This window comes from Ciceribacter sp. L1K23 (assembly GCF_018122705.1).
In the GTDB taxonomy this organism is placed as follows: Bacteria; Pseudomonadota; Alphaproteobacteria; order Rhizobiales; family Rhizobiaceae; genus Allorhizobium.
In genome coordinates this window covers 681,762-703,914 of sequence record NZ_JAGRRC010000002.1, presented here as the reverse complement: position 1 = coordinate 703,914, position 22,153 = coordinate 681,762, and the positions used below count along the sequence as shown (strand labels likewise).

Sequence of the window (22,153 nt, the reverse complement as noted above, 5' to 3'; positions counted from 1 at the left end):
GACCGAAATCTCTCTCCACGGCATCAACACCTCCCGCCAAAAGGCAAAAAGTGTTACCCATGTCTTCGGTACAAAACGTCACCTATCTCTCAGGTCGGACAAATTTACTCCCAAACACACCGAAGCCGAATTTCAGTCAGATGGGCTAATCTGTCCGATATACGGCGGGCAGGTGCCCGTTGTACGGTCACAGTGATCTGCAGGTTTGCGGTGCTCCGGGTTTTTCAACCATGTCGGCCGGTTTCACTTACCGCAGATGAACTGCCGACAGGAGGCCATCTTGTGCAGTTAGTTGGGACGGAATTCCTCTCGTCTTCGATCCATCCGTCTTTTCGTCGGAGTGCCGCTTCAGCCTCCGGTAGAGCCGGGATGCGGGTGGAAACATACCGGCTTTCGCTTGGGGCGGATTCATCACGGTAGGGTGGTGGTCATGTTGTTCAACCTGAGCTAGCGCTCTGATGGGGGGAGTTCGGCTGCGGGATGGCGAGGTTATTCGTCACAGCTTCATCGTCGACGCCTTTTTCAGGGAGATCACAGCTTGGAAGGCGGTCGCCAACCATTGAGCCGTCAACGCAGCCCTAGCCGCCAGGTCGTCTGCGCCCAAGGGCCGCCTGTGAAGAGCCGAGCGAACAATTGGGCATCGGACAGGCGCTTTGCGTCGTCGAGCTTAAGGGCGGCCGAGAGCGCCTGCCATCGCCACCATGACAGACCCTCCGGTCGCTTGATCATCTCGTTCGCTGCAATCGCTTCGGATGCGTCCTTGGACTCGAATGGTCGTCTGCCAGTGAGGGCGAGAAAGGCGACCAGGCCCAGCGAAAAAACGTCGTCGCCAGAACTTGGTTCGGCGCCTTGGAGGCGTTGCGGGGATGCATAGGCCGGTGTGAGTGCCCCGAGCCGGGCGAGGATCGCAACGGTATCCTCTTCACTGATCTTGATCGGGCGTGCGACAGGGTAGGCGATATTGAAGTCGATGAGTTTTACCCGACCATTCGTTTCTATGAAGATGTTGGCGGGTTTCAGGTCAGAGTGCACAATGCCGCTGTGATGGGAGAAGTGCAGCGCTGCAGCAACATCCCGCACCAGCCGATCCACTTGAGGTGGATGCAGCCGGTGTCCCTCTGTCTCGCGCAAGACTTTCGCAAGCGATCTGCCTTCGAGATATTCCATGACCATGAAGTGCAGACGACCTTCGCTGTCGATGTCGTAGACGCGGACAATATTGGGATGGATGAGATCACGCAGCCGCCGCGCCTCGCGATGCATCAGAGAAATTATGTCGTCACCGACCTCTGGACCGGCAGTCATGACCTTTACGGCAACCGATGTTTGTGAAAGGCCGGCCTTCACGGCAACGAGGTCGCGCGCCCTGTAGACACGCGAAAGACCGCCACGACCAATTTCCTCGACGAGTTCGAAGCGGCCGCGCAAGGTGCGGGGCATCTTGCCTGATGTTTTTTTGGGTCCAGCCTTATCGGTCTCGGCTGTCAAATTCGGCTCAGGTGGCGGCCTGGCCCGGTCTTTTTCGTCAGCCATCGTGCTGCGCCCACACGACCACAAGTGTGATGTCGTCGGTCGAGCCGCCGGCAACCGCCTTGGCGAGCAGCCGGTCGGCAACACTGTCGCCCCCGGCGGCGAGAATATCGATCATGATCTCCTCCGTCATGCCCTTCAGCAGGCCATCGCTGCACAGCACGAACACGTCGCCATCGGCGATCTCCACCAGACGGCGCTCGACGGATACAGTGCCGGCCGAGCCGACGGCTCGGGTTAGCGCCCCACCCTCCGCCGAGTGGTCATCGCTAATCAGGTACAGCCGACCTCTCCGCATCAAATAAAGGCGCGAATCCCCGACCCAAAGACAGCAAGCGTAGCCCTCGCCAACGACGAGGACCACGACCGTCGATCCGCTGATACCGAGGGTCGGATCGATGATTGTCTCGTTGTACAGTGCGGCATTTGCCTCCTCGATAGCCGTCTGCGCGGCGACAATACGCTCCTCGAATGGCAATGGCTGTTCTAGATTTTGGGCAAGCATCGAGACAATCAGGCCGCTTGCCTTGTGACCGTCGCGATGGCCACCCATGCCGTCGGCAACGGCGAAAACATGCGCGTCGAGGCTGACCATATAGGCGTCCTCGTTGAAACTGTGAGAATAGCCGCGCCGGCTGGCGGCTTCCGCGTCAACTATTGGCGGGTGTCCGGTCGGTTGCACCATGCTCTACCTCCCCTCCGTTGTTGCGCGAGGCTGCCAACCTTCTTTCCAGTTGCTGCTGAAAAGCGGCGCGGCGGCAGCACCTACCGGAAGGCCGCGACTGACAAGATGTTGGGGACCAATGGATTCGCCGAGACCGTCGTGCCACCAGTGGCACTCCTGCCGCGTCTCGTCGCCGGTGGCGGTGACGAAAAAGCTCTCCATAGGGACCGTCATCCTCCAGGCTGGCTCCGTGCCGAGAAATATCGCCGCCGCCTCACCCGCGCGCAGGTAGCTGGACGGAGCGGGCGGGTGATGACGAGGGAAGTGTCGAAGCGCGGTGTGCAGTTCAGCGAGGAAAGAATCGCGGTGGCTTTGTGTCTCCATGAAGCCGAGCATCCTGGACTCGATACCGTCCATGATGTGATCGACGGCGGCGTCCGGCTGGCTCGGTATGCCGGCCCCATCAGTCGCAAGCATCACGCAGAACGGAAATACACGTCCTGCGCTATCCACCGAAGTTGCGACGAGGCCCGCCGCGCCGCCGAACCCGCCGCCAGGTATGCCCTCTGGCAACAGAAAGCGCCAAACGGGAGATCGCAACATATCCCGCGCCCAGTCCGGCCCGCCATGGGTACGTCTTTCGGACAACCAGCTGGAGACGATGCCGGCCCAGGCTTCCGTCAGGCGCACCGGAAGGCCGTGAAAGACAAAGTCGCGCGCCGCCGGTACCTTGCCGAAAAATCCAACGGTGTCCACTTGCACCTCCTCCCTATAGCGACGGGGGGCAGCGGAAGGAGGCAAGCAGACCGCCGTTGAACGGGTTGACAAGGCTCGCCGCCCGCAATCTGAAGGTGGCGCGGATGTTTTCCGTCACCTCGGCGTTCCTGACGGTCTCGGAAGTCTTTTTCTCGATTCCGAATTCGAACTGTTCCTGGCCTGCCGTTCGCGACAGCCCGGAACTCGTCAGCATGCGGAAGACCGCCCAATTGCCGGTCTTTTCTACCGTTTCCGACGTGTTATCGAGCAAGGTGATTCGCAGGACGGCGGTACTTGCGTCGCGTTTGCTCGGCCAGACGAAGTCCTGCGCGCGGATAGGGCCATGCCTGTAGATCATCTCCACATCGTCCAAGATGAAAGCTGAACGGAGCGCCTTCGGGTCCAGATAAACCGGTTCGACCGTGAACTTCACTTCTGGCGTTGTCCCCGCAGCACCGAAAAAGGCATCGCGGATTTGCTGCGCCCGGCCGAACTGGGTGAGCGCCTCTGGCGACAAGCCGATACCGCTGCCGCGCGCATCGACCGGAACAATCTGCCGGCCCTGAACGACAACAAACGGGGAGATGTTTTCCTTATAGAACTGATCGACGATGCCGGCCGGTTTAAAGATATCCGCGAAGTCCTGCAGAGATACTTCGTCCGGAGAGGCCGGCGCGAACGGATATCGGTCCCGCAGCATCAGGTCGCAGACAGGAAGCACTTCCTGCTGCCAGCGCTGGTTTATGTGATTATAGGCCAGCCGCCGCAACAGCGTCCATGTTCGGTTGCTTACGAACTCCACCATCGGCCGCACCGGGATCGGTTTGGTGGATGCTTCGGCCCTCAACCTTGAGAAGCTGTCATTCGTCGGGCTCTTTGCCCGCTGCATGACGAAATCGAATGCCGCTGCTTCCGGACTTGGTGCCGAGGCAATGCTTGCGACAGTGCCGTAAAGATCTGCGAACAGTTGCTGCACCTGGGCAAGACTCTGCCCTCCCTGCGGATCGACGAGGGCCGTCAACGGCGTGAAGGCGTCGCGGATCGTGGTACCCGGCCAGGGCGCATCGCCGAACGCAGTGGAGAGCGCTGTCTGCGCAAGTGCGTCGGTAACAGCGCCCGCGACCGGTTGGGCTACACCCGGCGGCGTCACCGCTTGGGCTGCCTGATCGGCGGCAGTCGGCGTCGGATTGCTGCCCGGAAGCGGCAGCTCGGTATTTTCCCGCAGCTTGGTGAGCAGCGCGATCAGCGGCGATTGCGGGCTGGAGAGATCGCGCAAGACGCCCTGGCCTCTGTTCAGCGTATCGAAATCGGCGGCGCGGACCTGGTTAACCGCATCGCGCCACTTGTCGATGTAATCGCGCACATAAGCCTCGGCGATCTCTCTCGCCAACTGCTGATAGGTATTGTTGGAAAGCCCGCCATCGCCGAGCACCCAGTCCGTTCCCGTTGAACTGCGGATATATTCCGGCAATCTCGGCAGGAAGAACTGGTAAAACCCGTTCTTGGTATAGAGACCCGGTATCACGCCGTTGCCACCGGCCGATGCATCGACCTGCAGCACGCCCGGACCGAGGATGTTTACGATGCTGATCGGCGAGAGTTGATAGCGACGTTCGGCATCGGTCACCATACGAGCATAGATCTCGGTCGCCTGCGGTAGGTCATTCAGTCGCTCCCGCGCCACCTGGACGGTCGGTTGATCCGTCACCGCGGTCGCCGGCAAGAGCTCGACCAGCCTTTCGCTATGGCGATCCATGCGTTGCTTGGCGTCCGGTGACAGGACGAATGCTGCTTCGTTCTGGCGCTGAAACTCGGTCTCGACGCGGTCGCGTTCGTATCGCTGGCCGGTCGTCAGCATCAGGTATGTCTCAAGCTGGTCGCGCAGCAGAAGGTTGTTGGGATCGGCCGACGTCGAAAGCAACTGGATCTGTGTCTGCAAGCGGGCTACCGCGGAGGGCAGGAGGTAACTGCTGAGCAGCTTGTCATAGGTGTCATCGACTGCAGTCTCCAGCGCCGGACGTGCATTGATCGCAAGCACATCCGGTAGCCCCCAGACCGGCTGGACCATCTCCTGCAGTTCGCGAGCGCTGTCGAGAATCGGCAGAATCGCCTCGAGCGTACGGCTGCCCCCTGCCTGCGCGATTTCCGTCGATATCTTGTCCGCGGCGAGATTTGCGCGGCTGATGAGGTTAAGGGACGAATCAAGTCCAGCCAGCCAGTAGCCGCAAAGCAGCAGTGTCACTGCAACGACACCCGCGTAGGCGCCACTTCTCGCCGCGGCCAGCCGACGTTCCAGCTTGGTATTGCGTCCAACGAGGTTCTGCTCGACGAAGACGATGTCTGTCAGGAGTTTGTTGATAAAGAATGCCTTGCCCTTGCCACTCATCGGCGGCTGGTGGCTGGGAGCGAGCGCGAAGCTGCGCCCCATGGCGCCGAGCAGACGGTCAAAGGGTGTACCCTCCTGCGTGCCGGACGTGAAGTAGACGCCGCGCAGCAGCGGCTGCGCCTCGTACCGATTGAGGCGAAAAACGTCGGTGATGAAGCCCCGCAGGACGGTCGACAAAGATGCAAACTCATGCGGGAAACCATAGATGCGGCAGCGGCGACCGTTGTTGCGCTCTACGGCCAGCTTTGCCGGCAGCCGCTTTTCGATCCGGTCGACGAGATCGGCGAAACCGTTCTCGAAAGCCGCGCCGAATGTCATCTGCTCCTCATCTCGGGGGAAGGTGATACCCCAAACCTGCTCACGGTCAGCCTCGGCTGTGTCGTCGAAGTACTCCTCGAAGCCGGCAATGAGGTCGCACTTGGTCAGAAGCACGTAGACCGGCAGCCGCATCTCGAAGCTACGGTGGAGTTCGCGCAAGCGTTGGCGCAGGATTTCCGCATGACGTTGCCGTTCGGTGTCGCTAGCCAAGGCGATATCGGCTATACTGATCGCCAGAAGCACTCCGTTTACCGGTCGCCGGCTGCGGTTTTCCTTGAGTATCTTGAGAAATCCGTTCCATGCGGCGGCATCGATACCCTGGTTGACGTCCTGAGTGGTATAGCGGCCGGCCGTATCGATCAGCACCGCGTCGTTCGAAATCCACCAGTCACAATAGCGGGTGCCGCCCATGCCCTGAAGTGCCGCACTTCCCTCCTCGGCCAGCGGAAACTCGAGTCCGGAGTTCTGGAGGATCGTCGTCTTGCCGGTGCCGGGCGGTCCGATGATGATATACCAGGGCAGATCAAACATGTATTCGCGCTTGCGGCGCCCGTCGAGCGGCCGGTCGCGCAGAGTGGTCAGCGTCTTTTCAAAGCGCTCGCGAATGAGCTCAACCTCGTCGGACGACAGATTGCCACCCATGGAGACCAATTCATCATTGGCGAGCATCGAGTTGATCAGGCGGGCATTGGCACGCCGTGCAAGAAAATAGCGCAGGAAAGTGACGACGAAGAATGATGTCACCACACCGATTGCGATTGACAGGCGCAGTATGTCGCCCGCGAGTGGCTGGTAACCCGCTACCGTGATAGAGGCTCCGAAGAGCCATAGGAGCGTTGCCAACAGAATCAGCAACATCAGGATAAGCAGGTTCGACAGACGCAGCAGATTGGCAAAGTAGGTTTTCAGCATGACCTCATCCTAGCCTGGTGCGAGCGCCGCGATTTTCGACAGCACCGGGGCAAGTGCGCCGGACAGATGAAATTCCAGCGCCAGATAGACGATGACGAGCAGGAGGCCTGCAAGTGTTGCGGTCATCCAGAGCGGCATAAAAGCCCGCACTTTCTTGCCGCCACGTTCACCCTTCGTCACGCGGGAAAGCGGTTGGTCCGACGTCATCTCCGAGGACGCGCGACGGATGGTGCGCGAAATCTCGTTGCGTAGGTCCTCCAGCTGATCGCGACCCCGCTCCAAGACCCTGTAGCGACCTTCGAAACCAAGCATCAGGCAGGCGTGGATCAGTAATATGAGGGGCAGACGCTGCGCTGCCGATTGCTTCACGCGGTCAAGGATGACGAAGACTTTCTCGCCGCCCCAAGTTTCGTTGTGATAATGGTTGAGAAGGCTGTTGGAGCTCCACTCGCTACGGCTGCCCCACGGAGTCATCAATACCGTCTCATCTATGGTCGAGCACAAGACATACCGCGCCGCGATGATGTCGCCTGCCTCGATGCCTGTTTTCTGCGCCACTTGTTGAAATCGGTCCATTTCCTCAATGACCTGCCGGCGCAGCGCGGTCACATCGGCGCGCTCGGTCGACGCGCGGAGCTGCGCGACGATGAGCAGCAGCGGAGCCGCCGCACGCACCAGTCTGCGTTCAGGCGCGCTGTCGAGTTGCTGAACAAGTGTGACGGCGCTTGTCAGCGAGTTGCCGTCTGTGGCTGGAGCGGATGTGCTGGCCACCGCAGGCTGCTGGCGGACCACAACGGTCGGCTCGTCCATGCCCGTCTCCGCCCCGGCGAGCGCCGTACGCGCCCGCGGACTGAGTTGGCGCAGGACTGTCGGCGCGTCGTCGTCGTCGCCCGATGTGCTCATGAGCCAGTCTCCCGCTGGATCGCCCATAGCTCAAGAGCGAGCCCTGGATAGTCGCCGCTGATATGCAGGGCGATCGCGGCAGACTCGCGGAAGCGCGTCCACAGCTGATTGCGCGTGTCGACCTCAAAATACACGGCGTTCTGAATGAATGGAATCTCACGCGGCGCGACCGAGAGCGGCTGGATCGCGATACCGGGCAATTGCAGGTTAACCAGGTCGCGGATCTGCTCCACTGGCCCGATCTTGATCTGGATCGGCAGTTGCTGCCGCACGATTTCGAGTGCGACGTTGGCACGCGCGATCAGGACGAAACGGCGTTCGACGAAGGTCATGCGATCTTCGATTGGGCCAATCCAGATGCCGAAGTCGCGCTCGCTCACAGGTATGCTGATGGCGTTTCTTTCGACGATTACGCTGAGCATGGTGCGCAATATGGCAAGAAGCGGATCGAACGTCGCCCTCAGATCAAGATGCTGATAGGCTGGAAATTCAGGAGGCAGGCGCGAGGGTGCAGCGTACGCGGCGAGCTCTGCCGCAAGCGCGATAATCTCCCGATAGATACTTTCCGGCCCATGCAGGCCGACGCGCACCGAATGGGCGAGCGTTGCCTCGAACCGGTTGGCTATGCCCAGCGTCATGATGTCGAGCATGCCGGATCGGCCGTCGCCCCCCTGGCCCGCCGCGCCGGCCGCGAGGGACGTCGCTCGGCTGCGCAACAGCCCTCGGATCTGCTCGATGATCGAGACGAGTCGGCGACTCGCGCCTGTCGCCGTTACCGGCGGTATGAACGTTTCCGATAGTGTCACCTGAGTCAGCGCGTCGACGGCGTCAATCTCGGCGATCGGCAGGACCGTCATCTCGTCGAGAGGCTGATCGTCGAGCACGATGCGTGCGTTCAGCAGTCCGACGGAGATGTCTGCGGCGGCGCGGGTAGCACGCGTCGTGTCGATTGCCTGGACGGAGCTGTTGCGGAAACGCTGCGTACCGCCATCGGTTTCGGCTACCTCCACACCTCCGGGCGCGCGGATCGGCAAAGTCAGAAAGACACGCTTGCCCTGGGCTGGCGGACCGACCTGGATGGCGGCCGGAAGCGGCTGCTTTTCGGGCGCGGCATAGGTCGTTCCGTCAGGAAAAACGACATCGATCTCCAAAAGGCGAATCTGACCCACCTTTAGCGCATCCAGGTCGAATGACAGTTTGCGAATGCCCCACGGAAAGGCCGCAAGCGATGCCACTCGCTGGTCGAGATTACTTTCGATCCAACGATCATACTGTTGTAGATGTTGCGGCCTCAGGAACATACCCTCGAGCCAGAGCGGCTTACCTGTCGATGTCAACCGGACCCCCTTGGGGCCGGTGGCCCCTGCAATGCTTCGAATAAGTCAATCACGCGCCCTGACTAGCCCAAGGTGAACCGCGAATATTTCTGAATTCTGACGGCAAGACTGGTTATGTAAATCATGAAGCGGTTCTGCTTGCTCTTTCGGAGTTCGATACTATCTCGCCAAGTTGCCGATTGAATGTTTCGGAAACTGACGACCACACCGATATAGGCGGCCTCGCTGGAAATCTTGGTATCGTATTTCCGCTCGGAGCCAGGCGTAAGTTCGTATTCACGGCTGGATATCAGGTCCGCGCCCAGCAGTTTCGCGTCGTCGTCGAAATCGAAAAAGCTCGCATTGTTGAAGGCCTTGATGCCTTTGAGCTCATATATGCGCACGACCACTGGAGAGGGCTCGCCAGTGTCGCCTGGATTGACATTCGCATCAGCGCTTATCGACACGTCCACGGGCGTCGGCTTCGGAAGTCCGCTGCAGGCGGCAAGTACCCCCGTAAGCGACAGGCCGGCGACGAAAAGAAGGCTGCGACGCGACTGGTTCATTTGTTGCTCTCCCGGAACTGTGACGCTGAACGCCTTGCCTGGTCTTCTTGCACCTTGGCAAAGGCAGTGCTGATGATCTGGCGTGTCATGCCTTCCAGATTCCCGCTGAGGCGCTGGTGCAATTCACTGTAGATTTCCCACTTGCCCTTGCGGGCGCCGAGTCCGCGCAGGCGCGCGGCGCCTTCGTCCTCCTCACGGGCGATCAGCTTGGGATCGAGTCGTTCAACGATCAGGCGTATGGCGTGCTGCATGGCCGCCATGGTGAGCATCACATGCCCCTTTACGTCGTCGAGCGCCGATGCGGCCGCTTCAGCGGGGGCCTGAAAACCGCCCGAGCGCGTAACGAAAAGCTCGTCCAGCGCCAGTTCGGCGATCTTGAAGTGCTTGAACGGATTGTTTTCCTCCGGCTGGACTTGAGTCTCATCCATTCGGAATTCGGATTTCAGCATCTTCCGCGCCGCAAGCAGGCTCACGAGCCCTTCCGACATCGCGCGGACCATCTCGCCGACCTCGTGCAACACCGCCATTTCACGGCCGGCCGGGATCACCGCGTCGGGGAATCCCATGCCGCGAAACAGGGCCTTTGCCGCCTCCTGGGAATTGGCTTCAGTGGCGATGGCGGCAACGTACGGAGAGGCGGGTGCCGAGGAAGCCGGATTGGTCGCCGTCGACGGGAAAGCTGGTGGCGTAGGGGGCGTGGATGCCATTGAAGGGGCCGCCGACGTTCCTGGCAAGGGTGGCAAGCCGGCGACCGCCGACTTTTCGATCAGCCGGCTCTTCCGCTCGACGCGTCGCGCCCGCATAGCTTCCACCGCGTCCAGCGGATCGGCCGTGCCGCCGCGCGCTTCTGGCGTGACGACCTGATGATCGTCAAGCCGTGCGAGGTCTGCCATCAGCTCCGGGGCGAGCGGTTGGCGCGTCGATGGGATTTCGACCGGTATAAGGGCTGCTGCTGGAGATGGTGTCGGCAAGGGCCGTTGTTCGGCGGCAACCGCCGGCGAGGCGGCAAAGGACGACGGCGATGTCGGCCCACCACGCGGCCCGACAATCATCGAGAGCGGGTCGAAGTCGTCGGGAATCAGTTTTGCGGGTCTTGCCGACGGTGCCGGCGTTTCAACAGGCAGGGCGACGTCCCGCAACTCTGGCGTGGGCAACGGGTCGCTGATCTGGGGCATTCCCCGTGGCATCGAGATCGGCATCGGGGCGATGGGCGTGGCGGGCGGCGCTGTGAGAGGCCCCATAGTTGCCGACATCGGCGCTGGCCCGCTGGCGCCATCCAGGTAAGCCAGCGGGTCCTGGCTGTTCCTGCCCAAGAGGTCTCCCCATACTTCACGCTCGCGCAGCGCCTGCTCTGCTCCTTGCGGCGTCGAAGTCATCGGAGCAGAAAACGATATCGGGTAGCTCATCGTATGCTTCACGTCGGCAGCCAGCAGCTCCGCACTGATGATGAGTCGCGCTGCCCGGAAGGTGACACCAGATGCCAGCACGATCGTATTGCCTCGTCCGAGCGGTTCGCTGCGGTCGCCGAGGAAGATGCCATTGGTGCTTTCATCGACCAATATGAATCGGTTGGTGTCGAAGAGGATGCGGCCGTGTACCGACGAAAGAATGCGCTCAGGATCCGGCAGAACCCAGTCGCATTTGGGCGAACGGCCAAAAACGCCGCCCTCGGGGCCGAACACGTGACTGGTCGCGTCGCCACCGATCGTAGAAAGGTGGAGTCTCATGCCAGCCCCCCCTCTGTTTCGGCAACGGCATAAAGCCGGTCGTTAACGAAAACCAAAACATCGCTCTCCAGCGCTCCCGGCTCGTCAGCTTGCAACCAGGTGGTCCAGCCTAGCTGGCTGGAGCCAAGCTGAGCAGTTGGCAGCGTTTCCTGCGCGAATGCGAACTTGAGGTCCCATTCCAGCGGCTCACGGGTCGCCATCAGCAAGAGTTCGCAGAACTGGCGGTGACGGGATCCGTTCGGCAGGAACGCCGACAGCCTGCCGAAATCGGCAGGGCCAAGGTGAATGCGAAACTTGCCGAGATCGTCGTCGAGCTCGTAACCAAGGATAGCATCTCCGCCGAGAAGATTGTTGGCCATACCGAGAGTAAGACGGGATTCCCTACCCACATTCACTTTGCGCGGTACGAATTCCTCAATCTGGCAGGGAATGTTGAAGAAGTTCGACAGTGTCGCGCCGACTACCTCCGAGGAGTTGGAAAACAGGGAGATAAGACCAAGGTGCGGCAGAAGAGCGGAGCGGGAAATAACGCCAACCTGGTCTCTATCTTCGATCGGGAAGCCGCAAAGCGCTAGAAAGCGGCGCGATAACGGGTCGCTGCCGCCCGGCCGGTAGCGCAGATAGTAGCGGTTCTTGCGCCAGATCACGTGCAGCAGGCTGATAAGGCGATGATTGAAAAGATCGAGGAAATCCTCAACCGGATCGAGGGTCGCATCGGCCTCGATGATCGACTCGGTATACGCTGGAGGCAACGGCGAGGCGGGGCCGTATAGCCCAAAGAAGTTAACCCGCACGTCGAGACGATCGGTCTTTTCGTCGTAGTCCACCTCGCTGATGTCTGCCGGGCCAAAGCTCAGCGAGCGAGTGGCGCGAAAACGGAGATATTCGGCCGTCGGATCGCCAAGTTCCCCGATCGGCCTCGCGTCGCGTCGCCGCAGTTCCATTAGTGCGACGAGCTGATGGAAGCGGAACTCCCGGAGGCCGTCGATATTGGCGGCGGCTATAGGTTCGACACCGACTTCCGTCTCGTCCAGGATGGTGACCGGCTCGTTCATAGGGTTGCGGCCTCGCCCCATTTCGCTGCCCAACGGAAAACGATGTTGGTGTCCAGGCCGATCATCGAAAATCGGTGAAGGCTGTTGATGCTCGAATACGATTTCAGAAAGCGGTCAAGGATGGTTCCGAAGAGATACATCTCGCCTTCTCCGCCCATCATCCCCTCCGACACCGATAGAGCCAGTTCAAAGCCGCGCACCGGCCGGCCATGCGTTATGACGTCGACGCCACGGCGCTCGAAGGTTTTGAAGCTCTGCAGCAGAGTGTCGCGTTGCAGCGCTGCCTGTCGGTCGGTCCGCGCGCGAAAGTCATAGGCGCCAACGACTGTTCGCAGAGCCTCGACGTCGATCATCGAGGAGAAGTTGCGGGCGAGATTGGCGATCAGCGTCCAGAGCACGTCGTCGTCGATCGGGGGAGGAACTTCCGCGAGCACTGGCGTGATGTTCTCAAAGGCGAGTTTCGCCGGCGTGGTGGAGGTTGGCTGGTCGATAGAACCAACCCCCAGGCGCGTCGCCAGCGCGCCATTGGAGCACATCAGCTTCATCGAGATCGTCTCGGTCTCGGGAAGTCCGACCTTACCCAGCCTGGTGACGAATGACAGGTGATGGTCGATGCCATTGCCGAGCAGCGCCGGACGGACCTGGGTGCGAAAATACAGCTTGCGTACGCCGTCTTCTTGCACGTCATGGCGGAAGCTCTCAAAGGGCTCGTATGCAACGCGCCGGCCGCTGCCCTGGACCCATCCTTCCACGCTCTCCACGGTGTGGACGCTGAAATGGCCGGCATCGCCGACGGGACGGACCGGGTATTCCGAGCGTTCATGCGAGACGGTCAGAGCCCGGCCTTCGGTTTCCAGAAGATTCACGGCCGGGGTTGCATTCAGCACGAACACCTCGGCCCCGATGCGGCTGGTATCAGGGAAAGGCTGGCCCAGCTCGAACGATAGACTGAAGCTGTCTGCGGCTCGCTCCGACAGTGCCTCAAGGCCGCGGATTCGCAGGAACATGAACTTCTCGGGGCAAGAGAAGTATTCCTGCATCACGCGAAACCCGTCGAAGGAGCCTTCGGGGTAGGGGAGCACCGCCTCCGAGGGCAAGAAGCCCATCGGTTCGATACGCAGGTCGATTGCCTCCGGTTGACGCCCCGGAGTCGAAACGGTCACGGTACGGCGGCGTTCCAGGAGAAACAGGTAGAGCTGGCGCGCCATCGCCACATCCTTCACGCTGTTGAGGAACAGCGTCAGCGGCGCAACTGCAAGCGGCTGCAGTCCGCTGCCGGCGACCCTGCGGATGGTGAGCGTCAGGCGGCTTGAATTCTTCCTGTTGTCCAGTTCGGCGGCGGTCATCTCGAACGGCAGCACCGTGGTGTCGTAGGAGGTGCTGAAGGGCACTGCGTCACCGTCGATCGGACGCGATTGCACCCGCGTCCCGCGCGGTACTTCGATCGACGTGCCGCTTGCGCCTTCGGCGAAACGGAAGCCTAAGACGGTGATTGGCGGCACAGGACGGAGATAATGCGGCCAGACAAGTTGCAGGAGTGACAAAGCCAGCTCCGGCATTTCGGCGTCGAGACGCTGACGCAGCCGACCGACCATGAAGGCCATGCCTTCGAGCAGGCGCTCGACGTCGGGGTCGGTGGAGTCGCGGCCGAGATGGCGGGCCAGGCGCGGATTAGCCTTGGCGAACAGCGCGCCCATCTCGCGGAGATAGGATAGTTCGTCTCGGTAATAGGTGTTGATCGCCATCGCCGCTGCCCCGCTAGCTGTTAAAGCGGATGCGGCCGTCCGAGCCGAGAACGGAGTCGAAACGAACGCGCACTGTTCGGTCCTCGTGCGCCAACTCTCCATCGACATGGAAGACGAATTCGAGAAGACGTGCCTTATCCTCGATCGGTTGCACGAAAACGTTGCGCAGTCTCGGTTCGAAAGCGCGGATCTGCCGCTCCACGTCGCGAGCTATTGCCGTCAGGGCGCTGCGATACTCACCGGTTGCGTTGAAATCCGACAGGCCAAAGTCTGGACGTGTTTCGCAGCAGCACTTTCGGCTGTTCAGGATCATCTGGAGATTGTGCAAAATGCTCTCCAGCACGGCGGAATCTTCCGTGTATTCGCTTGTCCCCGCATTTGCGCCGCCATGGCCAAGCCGCTGCAGAAGACTCACTGATACCATTTCACGACCTCGATCCCCAAAGCGGTTGGCCGGGCATCATCATGCCCGGCCTGATAGCCTCTGCCCTCGACTCGTTTCGATCAGGCCTTGTCCAGCTTGCCCTTGAGCGACAGCGTGAAGTCCGCGCCCATGTATTTGAAGTGCGGCTGAACGGCCATGCTGACACTGTACCAGCCCGGTTCGCCCTCGACGTCCGCAACGACAATTTGCGCCTTGCGCAAAGGCCGCCTGGAGCGAACTTCAGCGGACGGATTTTCCTGATCTGAGACGTACTGACGGATCCAGTTGTTCAGTTCTGATTCCAGTTCGCCGCGGTTTTTCCAGCTGCCGATGTTTTCGCGCTGCAAAACCTTGATGTAGTGTGCCAAACGGTTGACTATCATCAGATAGGGCAGTTGCGTTCCGAGCTTGTAGTTGAGTTCGGCCGCCTTGCCTTCTGTCGTGTTTCCGAAGAACTTCGGCTTCTGAACCGAGTTTGCAGAGAAGAACGCGGCATTGTCGCTGCCCTTGCGCATGGTGAGGGCGATAAAGCCCTGCTCCGCGAGCTCGTATTCCTTGCGGTCCGAAATCAGGACCTCGGTCGGGATTTTGCTCTGCAACTGGCCCATTGCTTCGAAGGTATGGACAGGTAAATCCTCGACCGCGCCGCCGGATTGCGGGCCTATGATGTTGGGGCACCAGCGGAACTGGGCGAAGCTATCCGAGAGACGCGTGGCGAGGGCAATCGCCGCGTTGCCCCACAGATAGTTCTCCGTCTTACCGGCCGCGCGCTCCTCGTAATTGAAGCCCTTTACCGGAACCGTGTCTGACCCATATGGCGTCCGCAGCAGGAAACGCGGCATGGCGAGCGCGAAATAGCGGGCGTCCTCAGTCTGACGGAACGAATTCCACTTGGCGTATTTCGGTCCCTCGAAGATCGACTCCATGTCCTTGAGATTGGGGATTTCCTCGAAGCTATCAACGCCGAACATCGACGGCGCGGCGCCCGCGATAAACGGGGCATGGGCCATGGATCCCACGCTAGAGCAGTATTGCGCCAGCTTGACGTCCTGGGCACCAGAACCGAAGGCGTAGTTGCAGATAACGGCACCGACCGGCTGGCCGCCGAACTGGCCATACTCGGCCGTATAGATATGTTTATAGAGGCCGGACTTGGCCACCTCCGGGCTATCCTCGAAGTCCGTCAGAAGGTCTTCCTTCGAGACGTTCATGATCTCGATCTTGATGTTCTGTCGGAAGTCGGTCCGGTCGACGGCGAACTTCAAACCGCGCCAGGCCGATTCCAGTGCCGTGAACTGCGCATGATGCAGAACCTCGTCGACTTGCACGGAAAGCTTGCGGTCAATTTCGGCGATCATCTGGTCGATCGCCGCGCTATTGACGGCCTGATCCTGTCGGGTTGGCTTCAGCAGTTCGGCGATGAACGCGCTCACGCCCTTGCGGGCCGTGTCGTATCCATCATCACTCGGCGCTAGCCGGGTCTCCTGCAGGATCTGATCGAGCAGCGACGCCTCCGTCGTTTCGACGGCCACCTGCTGCTGGGCGGATTCTCTCTCAGTCATGGAACGGCTTTCCTTGAGATGAATATCAATGTGCAAGGTCTCACCGGCAATCGCGTCTCCTTGGCCGGAGAGCGCGTCCGCCAGTGGCAAGATTTATTTTTCGGTCTTGCTGGCGGCCATAGCGGTGAGTTCCGCCATAAGGCGTTCGCGCGCCTCGTCATCACCGAGCACGCCTTGAATTGCCTTGCGGAAGGCCGGCATGTTGCCGAGCGGCCCCTTGAGGGCGACCAGAGCCTCGCGCAGTTCGAGCAGCTTGCTGAGTTCCGGGCTCTGGCGGACGATCGCTTCCGGATTAAAGTCGTTAATGCTATCAAACTTCAGCGAAAGCGTCATATCTCCGGCATCTGAATCGTCAGACAGCTTGTTCGGCACTGAGATGTCCAGCGCCAGGTCATGACCCTTCATCACTTCGTTGAAATTGTCCTTGTTGACGTTGACGAGAGCGCGGTCTTCCACGGGCGTGTCGTCAGCGCGAAGTGTATAATCGCCGAGAAACACCATCTTCAGGGGGAGTTCGACTTCTTCCTTCGCGTCGCCGGTGGCCGGCTTGTAACGAATATTCACACGCTCCTTCGGTGCAACGGTCGAGTCTTTCGACATGTTCAAGTCCCCCGGTAAAATCGCCACGATAGTCAAATAACTAGCAAATTCAGGGTATTAAATATTGATCAGTGAAGCTGATCGTCCCTTTAACCCCGTAACCCCGCCTCGATGCATCTTGGTGGCGGTTTGTTTAACTTTTATAACGCCTCGAAAAATTCTTGTGGTTGTGTTATCCGGCAGTTAGCCGCACCGCTTGTACGATGTCAAGGCTGCTCAACTGTTCGGCAAGTCTGTTCTTGCCCTGCTGCGCGGCCTGTTCACCGATCACACGCACTGCGTTCTTGTGGGCGTGGCATTGCCAGGCGAGCACCAGGAGCTTGACGGACAGCGCAGGCTCCCAACGCGCCAGTCCCTGGTTTTCCGCAAGCTTTTCTAGCGACTGCACGAGGGCCAGGACCGGTTGGATCAGATCGTGACGAAGGCAGAACTCGCCAATCTCGAGTTTCGCGAGAAAGTGTTCCCGGCCGCTGGGAGCCGCGTCGGCAAAATCAGATAGAAGTTTCAGCCCTTCGAGAACCTTGCCTTGCTGCGCGAGACGCGCTGCGTCGCCAGACAGCTTGTCGATCGCGCCTGCGGCCGAGACACTCCCGCCGCCGACCAATACTTCCTCGTCGATCCAGGCCCGGGTCTCGGCGTCGGCGAACGGCGTGCCGTCGGCGAAGCTCAGATCAACCAAAGCCGGCACGCGTCTCAAAAGCACGGCGAGCGTGCCTGCGATTGCCTCCCGAGCCGCGTCATAATCGCTGCCGAGAGCGCGCATCATCGCTGTAGTGGTGTGCTGCATCGTCAGCCAGTATGGGGAGGTCACGAAGGCGCTTTCGGCTGCGAGAAGCAAACCCTGGTGGTTATTGGCTGCGGTCAGCGCGGCGAGTTCCTGGAGTTTGTTTCGCTGCGGCGGCGGGAGGGTCGTTTTGCCGGCCTTGTCCGGCGGGGCGATCATGATGCCGCTCCAGGCGCCGAAGCGGGACGCGAGGTAGATACGCGGATCGGCGGGTGCCGCATCGCGCAATGCGCCGGACACCTTGGTGGCGGCGGAGAACAGCGCCTCGAACGCGGGGTCAATTCCGGCGGCGACCGGCATGTCGGCGAGAACCGGCGCCACGACCGGGGCGGCCGTTGCGACCGGAACTGGCGCGTCCGGCGGCGGCGCTTCGGCTTTGGCCGGAGGCTCGGGCGCTGGGGCTTGCTGTAGAGGCGCCTCCGCGATCTCGTGTGCGGCGGCCTCGGCCCTTGCCTTCGCCTCCATTTCGCCGCGGACTTCCTGCGCAACCGATCTTAGTGCCCGGACCAGGGGGCCGAGCGCGACCGGAAACTTCTGCATCTTCTCAGCCAGCAAACCGTCCAGTTCGACCAGTCGCTCATAGGCGACAAGCGCGGCAAGCCTTGCCTCGGCCCCTACCGGGGGCTGCGCCTCGACGAGCTGCCCTAGCCGCTCGGCCATCCAGTCGACCGTACCGGCTCGAGCGCGCTCCCGCTTCACGCCGGGAAACAGAGTGTCCCAGTGCTCTGCCACCATGCCGCGAACGATCGAGCTGCCGACCGCAAGGCCCTTATAGCCTTCCTCGTGGTGAAGCCCGTAGACGAGCCGACATGCGAGTACGATGTCCTTGGAACGGCCGGCGAGGATATCCAGGGTGCGACGGTTCAGCTGCCGCCAGTCGACCGCCTTCGGGCCATCCGTTTCCATTTTCCGGAATTCGGTCTCCAACTGGTCAAATTCCGGGTCGTCCCGTAGATCGATACCGCTGGGCAGATCGTCCGAGATGGCCGCTAAGCCAATGGTAGAACGGGGATCGGCAAGAAGTGCGTCGAGGTCGAGGTCTAGCATTGCGAGGCTTAAATCCTTGTTGCGGGCAATGGTCACGACGCGCAAAGCGAGATACACATGCGGTTGCTGCGACCACTGATACGTGTATCTAAAAATCAATTTATGGTCATAGTCATGTAAATTGTAACTTCTATGAACTGTGTAGGAGGGCGCTCCGTGCTACAACGCGTGGGTGTGTTCCGTTCGAGATGACGAAAGGCTATTTCCAAAGATGATCGAGATTTCTGACAGTGTCGACGATGGTGTGGTCGTCGTCCGTCCCAGAGGAAAGATCGACACGTTGACCGCAAAGACGTTCGAAGCCCATCTGAAGAATCACATCGATACCGGTGACGGCGCGTTGTTGGTCGATATGGCTCACGTCGACTATGTCAGCAGTTTCGGTTTGCGTTCGATGTTGGTTGCAGCAAAGCTTCTGGCGCCGACGGGCCGCAAATACGTGCTTTTCGGCCTCAATCCGCAGGTGCACGAGGTCCTGCGCGTGTCTGGTTTTCTCCGCATCATTCCGGTCGTTGCCGCCGAGGCGGAGGCTCTCGCACTGGCAAGCCCTCCGGGCGGCTCTAGCTAGGACAATTCCATGGCGGGCCCCTCTTGCACGATCGAGGTGACCAACGGCCTGGACCAGCTCACGACGGTCCAGGATGCACTGGAAGATTTCGTGCAGAACAGCGGTCTTGACGACGACGTCCGGCATACCCTGTTGCTCGTGGTCGAAGAACTCTTTGTCAACACGGTGCATTACGGCTATGAGGAGGCGGAACCGGACACGATCGCGATTTCGGTCGGTCTGCGCCAGAATGGCGACGTTCACCTGACCATCTGCGACCAGGCACGGCCTTTCGATGCGTCGCAGCCGCCGCGCGTTCCGAGCGGCGAGGAAAGCCTTGAAGATATCCAGATCGGTGGCCTCGGGCTTTTTCTGGTCCATGAATTGGCGCGCCAGATCCTGCACCGGCGGCAGGGAAACTCGAACATTACCGAAGTAATCCTGCCCGGCGTCGGGACGGTGGCATGAGAGGGGACGCTGCAGCCTGTACGGTTCGGGCAGGGTCTGGAGCTTGGGGGAGCCAAGATGGAAAAGCGTGAAAGAGAAGATGGTGAGGCGGACCGGCGGCGGGCGATGGGCAGCCTGGTGTTGACATGCGAGGCGATCGCCGGAGGACAGTTCGACGACATGGAGCAACTGTTTGCCATCCTCGCCGACGAGATGTTGCCGGGAGACATTCGTGAACTGGCCGAAACCTTTGCAAGCATGGTGGTTCAGATCGAGGCACGCGAATTTCACGCAAACCAGCTGATCGAGCAATTGCGCGAGACGCAGCGACAGCTCGAGGCAGCTGAACAGGCGCTGCGTAAGGAAAACAAAGACTTGAAACAGCGCCTGAAAAAGCTTGAGGTGCAGTTCGATCAGGAGCAGGCCGCACAGGAAATCCGGGAAATCGCCGAGAGCGAGTATTTCGTCGACCTGCAGCAGCGCGCCAAGTCGCTCCGGCAGCGCTTCAAGCTCAAGGACTGATTTTCCAACGCGGTCGCCGCGTTCTCTGTTCACTTTCCAATCACGGCAAGGCTTGAATGACCAAAATCATTTCCACACATTCCTACCGCGGCGGTACCGGAAAATCGAACCTCACGGCCAATCTGGCGGCAGGACTTGCGCTGCGTGGTCACAGGGTCGGGGTCGTGGACACCGACATCCAGTCACCTGGCATCCATACCCTGTTTCGGGTCGATCCCCACGCTGTCCATTTTACCCTGAACGATTATCTCTGGGGAAAGTGCGGCGTTCGCGAGGCCGCGCTCGATGTGACCTCGGGCGTCGTCGATGAGTCGGGCAAACCGTTGGTGCCCGATGAGGGCAAGGTCTTCCTCGTGCCGTCGAGCATTAAGACGGGCGAGATAGCCCGCATCCTGAAGGAGAAGTATGACGTCGAGGATCTCAACAACGGTTTCCACGATCTCTGCCAGGAGTTGAACCTCGACTATCTACTGATTGACACCCATCCGGGTGTAAACGAGGAGACCCTTCTATCAATTGCGATATCGGACACGCTGATGTTGCTTCTGAGACCTGACATCCAAGACTATCAGGGGACTGCCGTGACGTTGGAACTGGCGCGCAAACTCGAGGTTCCCCAATTGCTTCTGGTCGTCAACAAGGCGTTGGACAGTTTCGATTTCCGGGAGTTGGCGCAGCGGGTATTCGCTAGTTATCGCACGCCGGTTGCGGCGGTTCTACCGCTGTCGACCGACCTGATCCGCGTCGGCAGCACAGGGCTGGTGCGGGCCATGTATCCGGATCATCCTTTTTCGAGCGGCATAGAGACCCTGATCGACGCGATCGAGGACTAGGTTTCGAACAGCGCAGCGGCAAACGCATCGACAGACTCCGGACGCTCGCTGCGGTCAAAACTCAGTGCCTTCCTGAGCGCATCCCATGCCATCGGGTCGAGGTCGGGAATTTGCTCCGGCGCAAGTCCCCGGTCGCGCGCCTCGTTCGAGGCTTGCATCGAAAAGGGATGGAAACCGACGAGCATCTGATAGGCGATGCAACCGAGGGCGAAAATGTCGTCGCGCGGGTCGCGCTCGGCGCCCTCGAACATTTCGGGGCTTGCATACGCGGCCGTCAGCGCGCCGAGCTGCACAGCATCAAATCCCGCTCCGTTTCCGGCCGTGGCGAGACCGAAATCGAGGAGCTTAACCAGCCTGTCATCGCCCACGAAGATGTTGCCCGGTTTCAGGTCGGAGTGCACGACGCCGTTGGCATGGGCATGGGCAAGTCCGCCGCAGATGCCCCTCAGGACGGCGGCGACAAGGGATGCTTCCATCGCCTGGCCTGTCCTCTCCGACAGCAGCCGGTTCAGCGGTTGGCCGGTCAGGAGTTCCATGACGATAAACACCTCGGTCTTGTCCCGATCGAAATCGAAGACCGTTGCAATGTTCGGATGGGCAAGACTCTGCGCCTTGCGCGCCTCAGCCTCCAGCGTTCGCAAGGCGTTGGAGTTTGCGCGGAAGGCATCGTTCAGAAGCTTAAGCGCGACATAGGGTTGCTGGCTCCCTGCCTCCAGCCTGCGGCGGTCGACGGCGCAGTAGACGACGCCCATCCCGCCTCGGCCGATTTCCGTGTCCAGGATGAAACGGTCGCGCAGGATAGAACCCACTCCGGCGCGGTGGCTCGAATAGTCCGCCAGCTTGTTGAGAGGTGTACCATCGCCGGCGCCCTCGCGTACCACTCGGCGTGCCGTGGAACGGAAGCGGGCACTGCGATACGTTCCGAGCAGATTGTTGAGCTGGTCTGGGCGGCGGCCGTTGGCGTCGTCAGCGGGTGGATTCGACGATCCGCGCAACGCCTTGTAGTCGCCTATTAGCCCTGAGAGCACGACATCATCGACGCGGGTGCGCAATTCGTCAAATCCCGGCAGAGCTTCGGCCGCATGCATAGGCTGGACGGGAGGCAGGACGCCGACGGCAGGCGTGGGCGCGCGGGATGGAACCTCGGTGGCGAATGTCTGGTTCACAGCGGTTGCCGTAATCCGTCCGTCTGCCGAGGGCCATGCCGGCACGAACGCGTGCGGAATGGTCGCTTCCTCGAACAGATGCATTTCCCTCGATTGACCTTGGTTGTCGCCTGGCGGCGGCGTCATCTTGTCGTCTGCCAGCAGAGGCAACTGGCCGAGCAAGATAGCGGCAATATCAGCCGGCAGACGGCCCGTTTCGGCGACGTCGGACACGGCTCGCACGACGGCTGGTGCGTTGTCGGCGGCCACAGCCTTCAATCTTGAGACCAGGATCTCATAGCTCATCCGCCCGCCAAGAAATGCATTAAGAGCCTCCTCGGGCCGATCGGTCCCAAGATTGTCC

The 22,153-nt window shown here is 60.6% G+C and carries 20 protein-coding genes and 1 pseudogene; 6 read left to right on the top strand and 15 right to left on the bottom strand.

Going from position 1 to position 22,153, the window contains the following annotated elements; translation table 11 throughout:
• Both J5J10_RS22205 and J5J10_RS22580 read left to right on the top strand, forming a co-directional pair.
• The coding region (locus J5J10_RS22205) for a hypothetical protein (RefSeq protein WP_211931788.1) at window positions 1-196 on the top strand (196 nt) is incomplete at its 5' end.
• Window positions 197-379: 183 nt separating this feature from the next.
• A pseudogene (locus J5J10_RS22580) lies at window positions 380-557 on the top strand (IS3 family transposase); the annotation flags it as partial.
• A gap of 10 nt (window positions 558-567) precedes the next feature.
• Here J5J10_RS22580 and J5J10_RS22200 read toward each other — a convergent pair.
• The 14 genes from J5J10_RS22200 to tssA all read right to left on the bottom strand — a co-directional run bounded on the left by J5J10_RS22200 (window position 568) and on the right by tssA (window position 18,295).
• Window positions 568-1,440 carry a serine/threonine-protein kinase gene (locus tag J5J10_RS22200; protein ID WP_211931787.1) on the bottom strand — a complete coding sequence of 291 codons (873 nt, stop codon included), beginning with the start codon at window positions 1,438-1,440 and terminating at the stop codon, window positions 568-570.
• Between the two features lie 85 nt (window positions 1,441-1,525).
• Window positions 1,526-2,215 carry a protein phosphatase 2C domain-containing protein gene (locus J5J10_RS22195; protein WP_211931786.1) on the bottom strand — a complete coding sequence of 230 codons (690 nt, stop codon included), beginning with the start codon at window positions 2,213-2,215 and terminating at the stop codon, window positions 1,526-1,528.
• Between the two features lie 3 nt (window positions 2,216-2,218).
• A complete protein-coding gene (gene tagF, locus J5J10_RS22190) occupies window positions 2,219-2,950 on the bottom strand; it encodes a type VI secretion system-associated protein TagF (protein WP_211931785.1) in 732 nt (243 codons plus the stop codon).
• 13 nt (window positions 2,951-2,963) lie between these two features.
• Window positions 2,964-6,566: a type VI secretion system membrane subunit TssM gene (gene tssM, locus J5J10_RS22185; RefSeq protein WP_211931784.1), complete on the bottom strand. Its 3,603-nt coding sequence runs from the start codon at window positions 6,564-6,566 to the stop codon at window positions 2,964-2,966.
• A gap of 9 nt (window positions 6,567-6,575) precedes the next feature.
• A complete protein-coding gene (gene icmH / locus J5J10_RS22180; RefSeq protein ID WP_211931783.1) occupies window positions 6,576-7,376 on the bottom strand; it encodes a type IVB secretion system protein IcmH/DotU in 801 nt (266 codons plus the stop codon).
• Window positions 7,377-7,465: 89 nt separating this feature from the next.
• Window positions 7,466-8,806 carry a type VI secretion system baseplate subunit TssK gene (gene tssK, locus J5J10_RS22175; protein ID WP_211931782.1) on the bottom strand — a complete coding sequence of 447 codons (1,341 nt, stop codon included), beginning with the start codon at window positions 8,804-8,806 and terminating at the stop codon, window positions 7,466-7,468.
• A 62-nt stretch (window positions 8,807-8,868) separates the two neighbouring features.
• Entirely contained in the window at window positions 8,869-9,351 is a 483-nt protein-coding gene (gene tssJ / locus J5J10_RS22170; protein ID WP_208553644.1) for a type VI secretion system lipoprotein TssJ, read from the bottom strand.
• Complete coding sequence (tagH, locus tag J5J10_RS22165) at window positions 9,348-11,078, bottom strand: type VI secretion system-associated FHA domain protein TagH (protein WP_211931781.1); 1,731 nt, start codon at window positions 11,076-11,078, stop codon at window positions 9,348-9,350. Before tagH ends, tssJ begins: the two co-directional genes overlap by 4 nt.
• On the bottom strand, window positions 11,075-12,133 hold the full coding sequence (tssG, locus tag J5J10_RS22160) for a type VI secretion system baseplate subunit TssG (protein ID WP_211931780.1): 1,059 nt from the start codon (window positions 12,131-12,133) through the stop codon (window positions 11,075-11,077). The genes tagH and tssG overlap by 4 nt, the downstream gene beginning before the upstream one ends.
• Window positions 12,130-13,878: a type VI secretion system baseplate subunit TssF gene (tssF, locus tag J5J10_RS22155; RefSeq protein ID WP_211931779.1), complete on the bottom strand. Its 1,749-nt coding sequence runs from the start codon at window positions 13,876-13,878 to the stop codon at window positions 12,130-12,132. Before tssF ends, tssG begins: the two co-directional genes overlap by 4 nt.
• 13 nt (window positions 13,879-13,891) lie before the next feature.
• Complete coding sequence (tssE, locus tag J5J10_RS22150) at window positions 13,892-14,302, bottom strand: type VI secretion system baseplate subunit TssE (RefSeq protein WP_208553648.1); 411 nt, start codon at window positions 14,300-14,302, stop codon at window positions 13,892-13,894.
• A gap of 80 nt (window positions 14,303-14,382) precedes the next feature.
• Window positions 14,383-15,864: a type VI secretion system contractile sheath large subunit gene (gene tssC, locus J5J10_RS22145; RefSeq protein WP_211931778.1), complete on the bottom strand. Its 1,482-nt coding sequence runs from the start codon at window positions 15,862-15,864 to the stop codon at window positions 14,383-14,385.
• A 93-nt stretch (window positions 15,865-15,957) separates the two neighbouring features.
• Window positions 15,958-16,464 (bottom strand): type VI secretion system contractile sheath small subunit, encoded by a 507-nt coding sequence (gene tssB, locus J5J10_RS22140; RefSeq protein WP_211931777.1) that lies wholly within the window; start codon window positions 16,462-16,464, stop codon window positions 15,958-15,960.
• Window positions 16,465-16,636: 172 nt separating this feature from the next.
• Window positions 16,637-18,295: a type VI secretion system protein TssA gene (gene tssA, locus J5J10_RS22135; RefSeq protein WP_211931776.1), complete on the bottom strand. Its 1,659-nt coding sequence runs from the start codon at window positions 18,293-18,295 to the stop codon at window positions 16,637-16,639.
• A 211-nt stretch (window positions 18,296-18,506) separates the two neighbouring features.
• Between tssA and J5J10_RS22130 the strand changes: the two genes are divergently transcribed.
• The 4 genes from J5J10_RS22130 to J5J10_RS22115 are packed head-to-tail and all read left to right on the top strand — an operon-like array spanning window position 18,507 to window position 20,644.
• Window positions 18,507-18,863, top strand: a complete 357-nt coding sequence (locus J5J10_RS22130) for an STAS domain-containing protein (protein WP_208553652.1) — start codon at window positions 18,507-18,509, stop codon at window positions 18,861-18,863.
• A 9-nt stretch (window positions 18,864-18,872) separates the two neighbouring features.
• On the top strand, window positions 18,873-19,310 hold the full coding sequence (locus tag J5J10_RS22125; RefSeq protein ID WP_208553653.1) for an ATP-binding protein: 438 nt from the start codon (window positions 18,873-18,875) through the stop codon (window positions 19,308-19,310).
• Between the two features lie 57 nt (window positions 19,311-19,367).
• Window positions 19,368-19,811: a hypothetical protein gene (locus J5J10_RS22120; RefSeq protein ID WP_208553654.1), complete on the top strand. Its 444-nt coding sequence runs from the start codon at window positions 19,368-19,370 to the stop codon at window positions 19,809-19,811.
• A gap of 56 nt (window positions 19,812-19,867) precedes the next feature.
• On the top strand, window positions 19,868-20,644 hold the full coding sequence (locus J5J10_RS22115) for a MinD/ParA family protein (protein ID WP_208553655.1): 777 nt from the start codon (window positions 19,868-19,870) through the stop codon (window positions 20,642-20,644).
• On the opposite strand, the gene J5J10_RS22110 is transcribed toward J5J10_RS22115, so the two are convergent.
• Window positions 20,641-22,095 (bottom strand): serine/threonine-protein kinase, encoded by a 1,455-nt coding sequence (locus J5J10_RS22110; protein WP_211931775.1) that lies wholly within the window; start codon window positions 22,093-22,095, stop codon window positions 20,641-20,643. The genes J5J10_RS22115 and J5J10_RS22110 overlap by 4 nt on opposite strands.
• Window positions 22,096-22,153 lie beyond the last annotated feature (58 nt).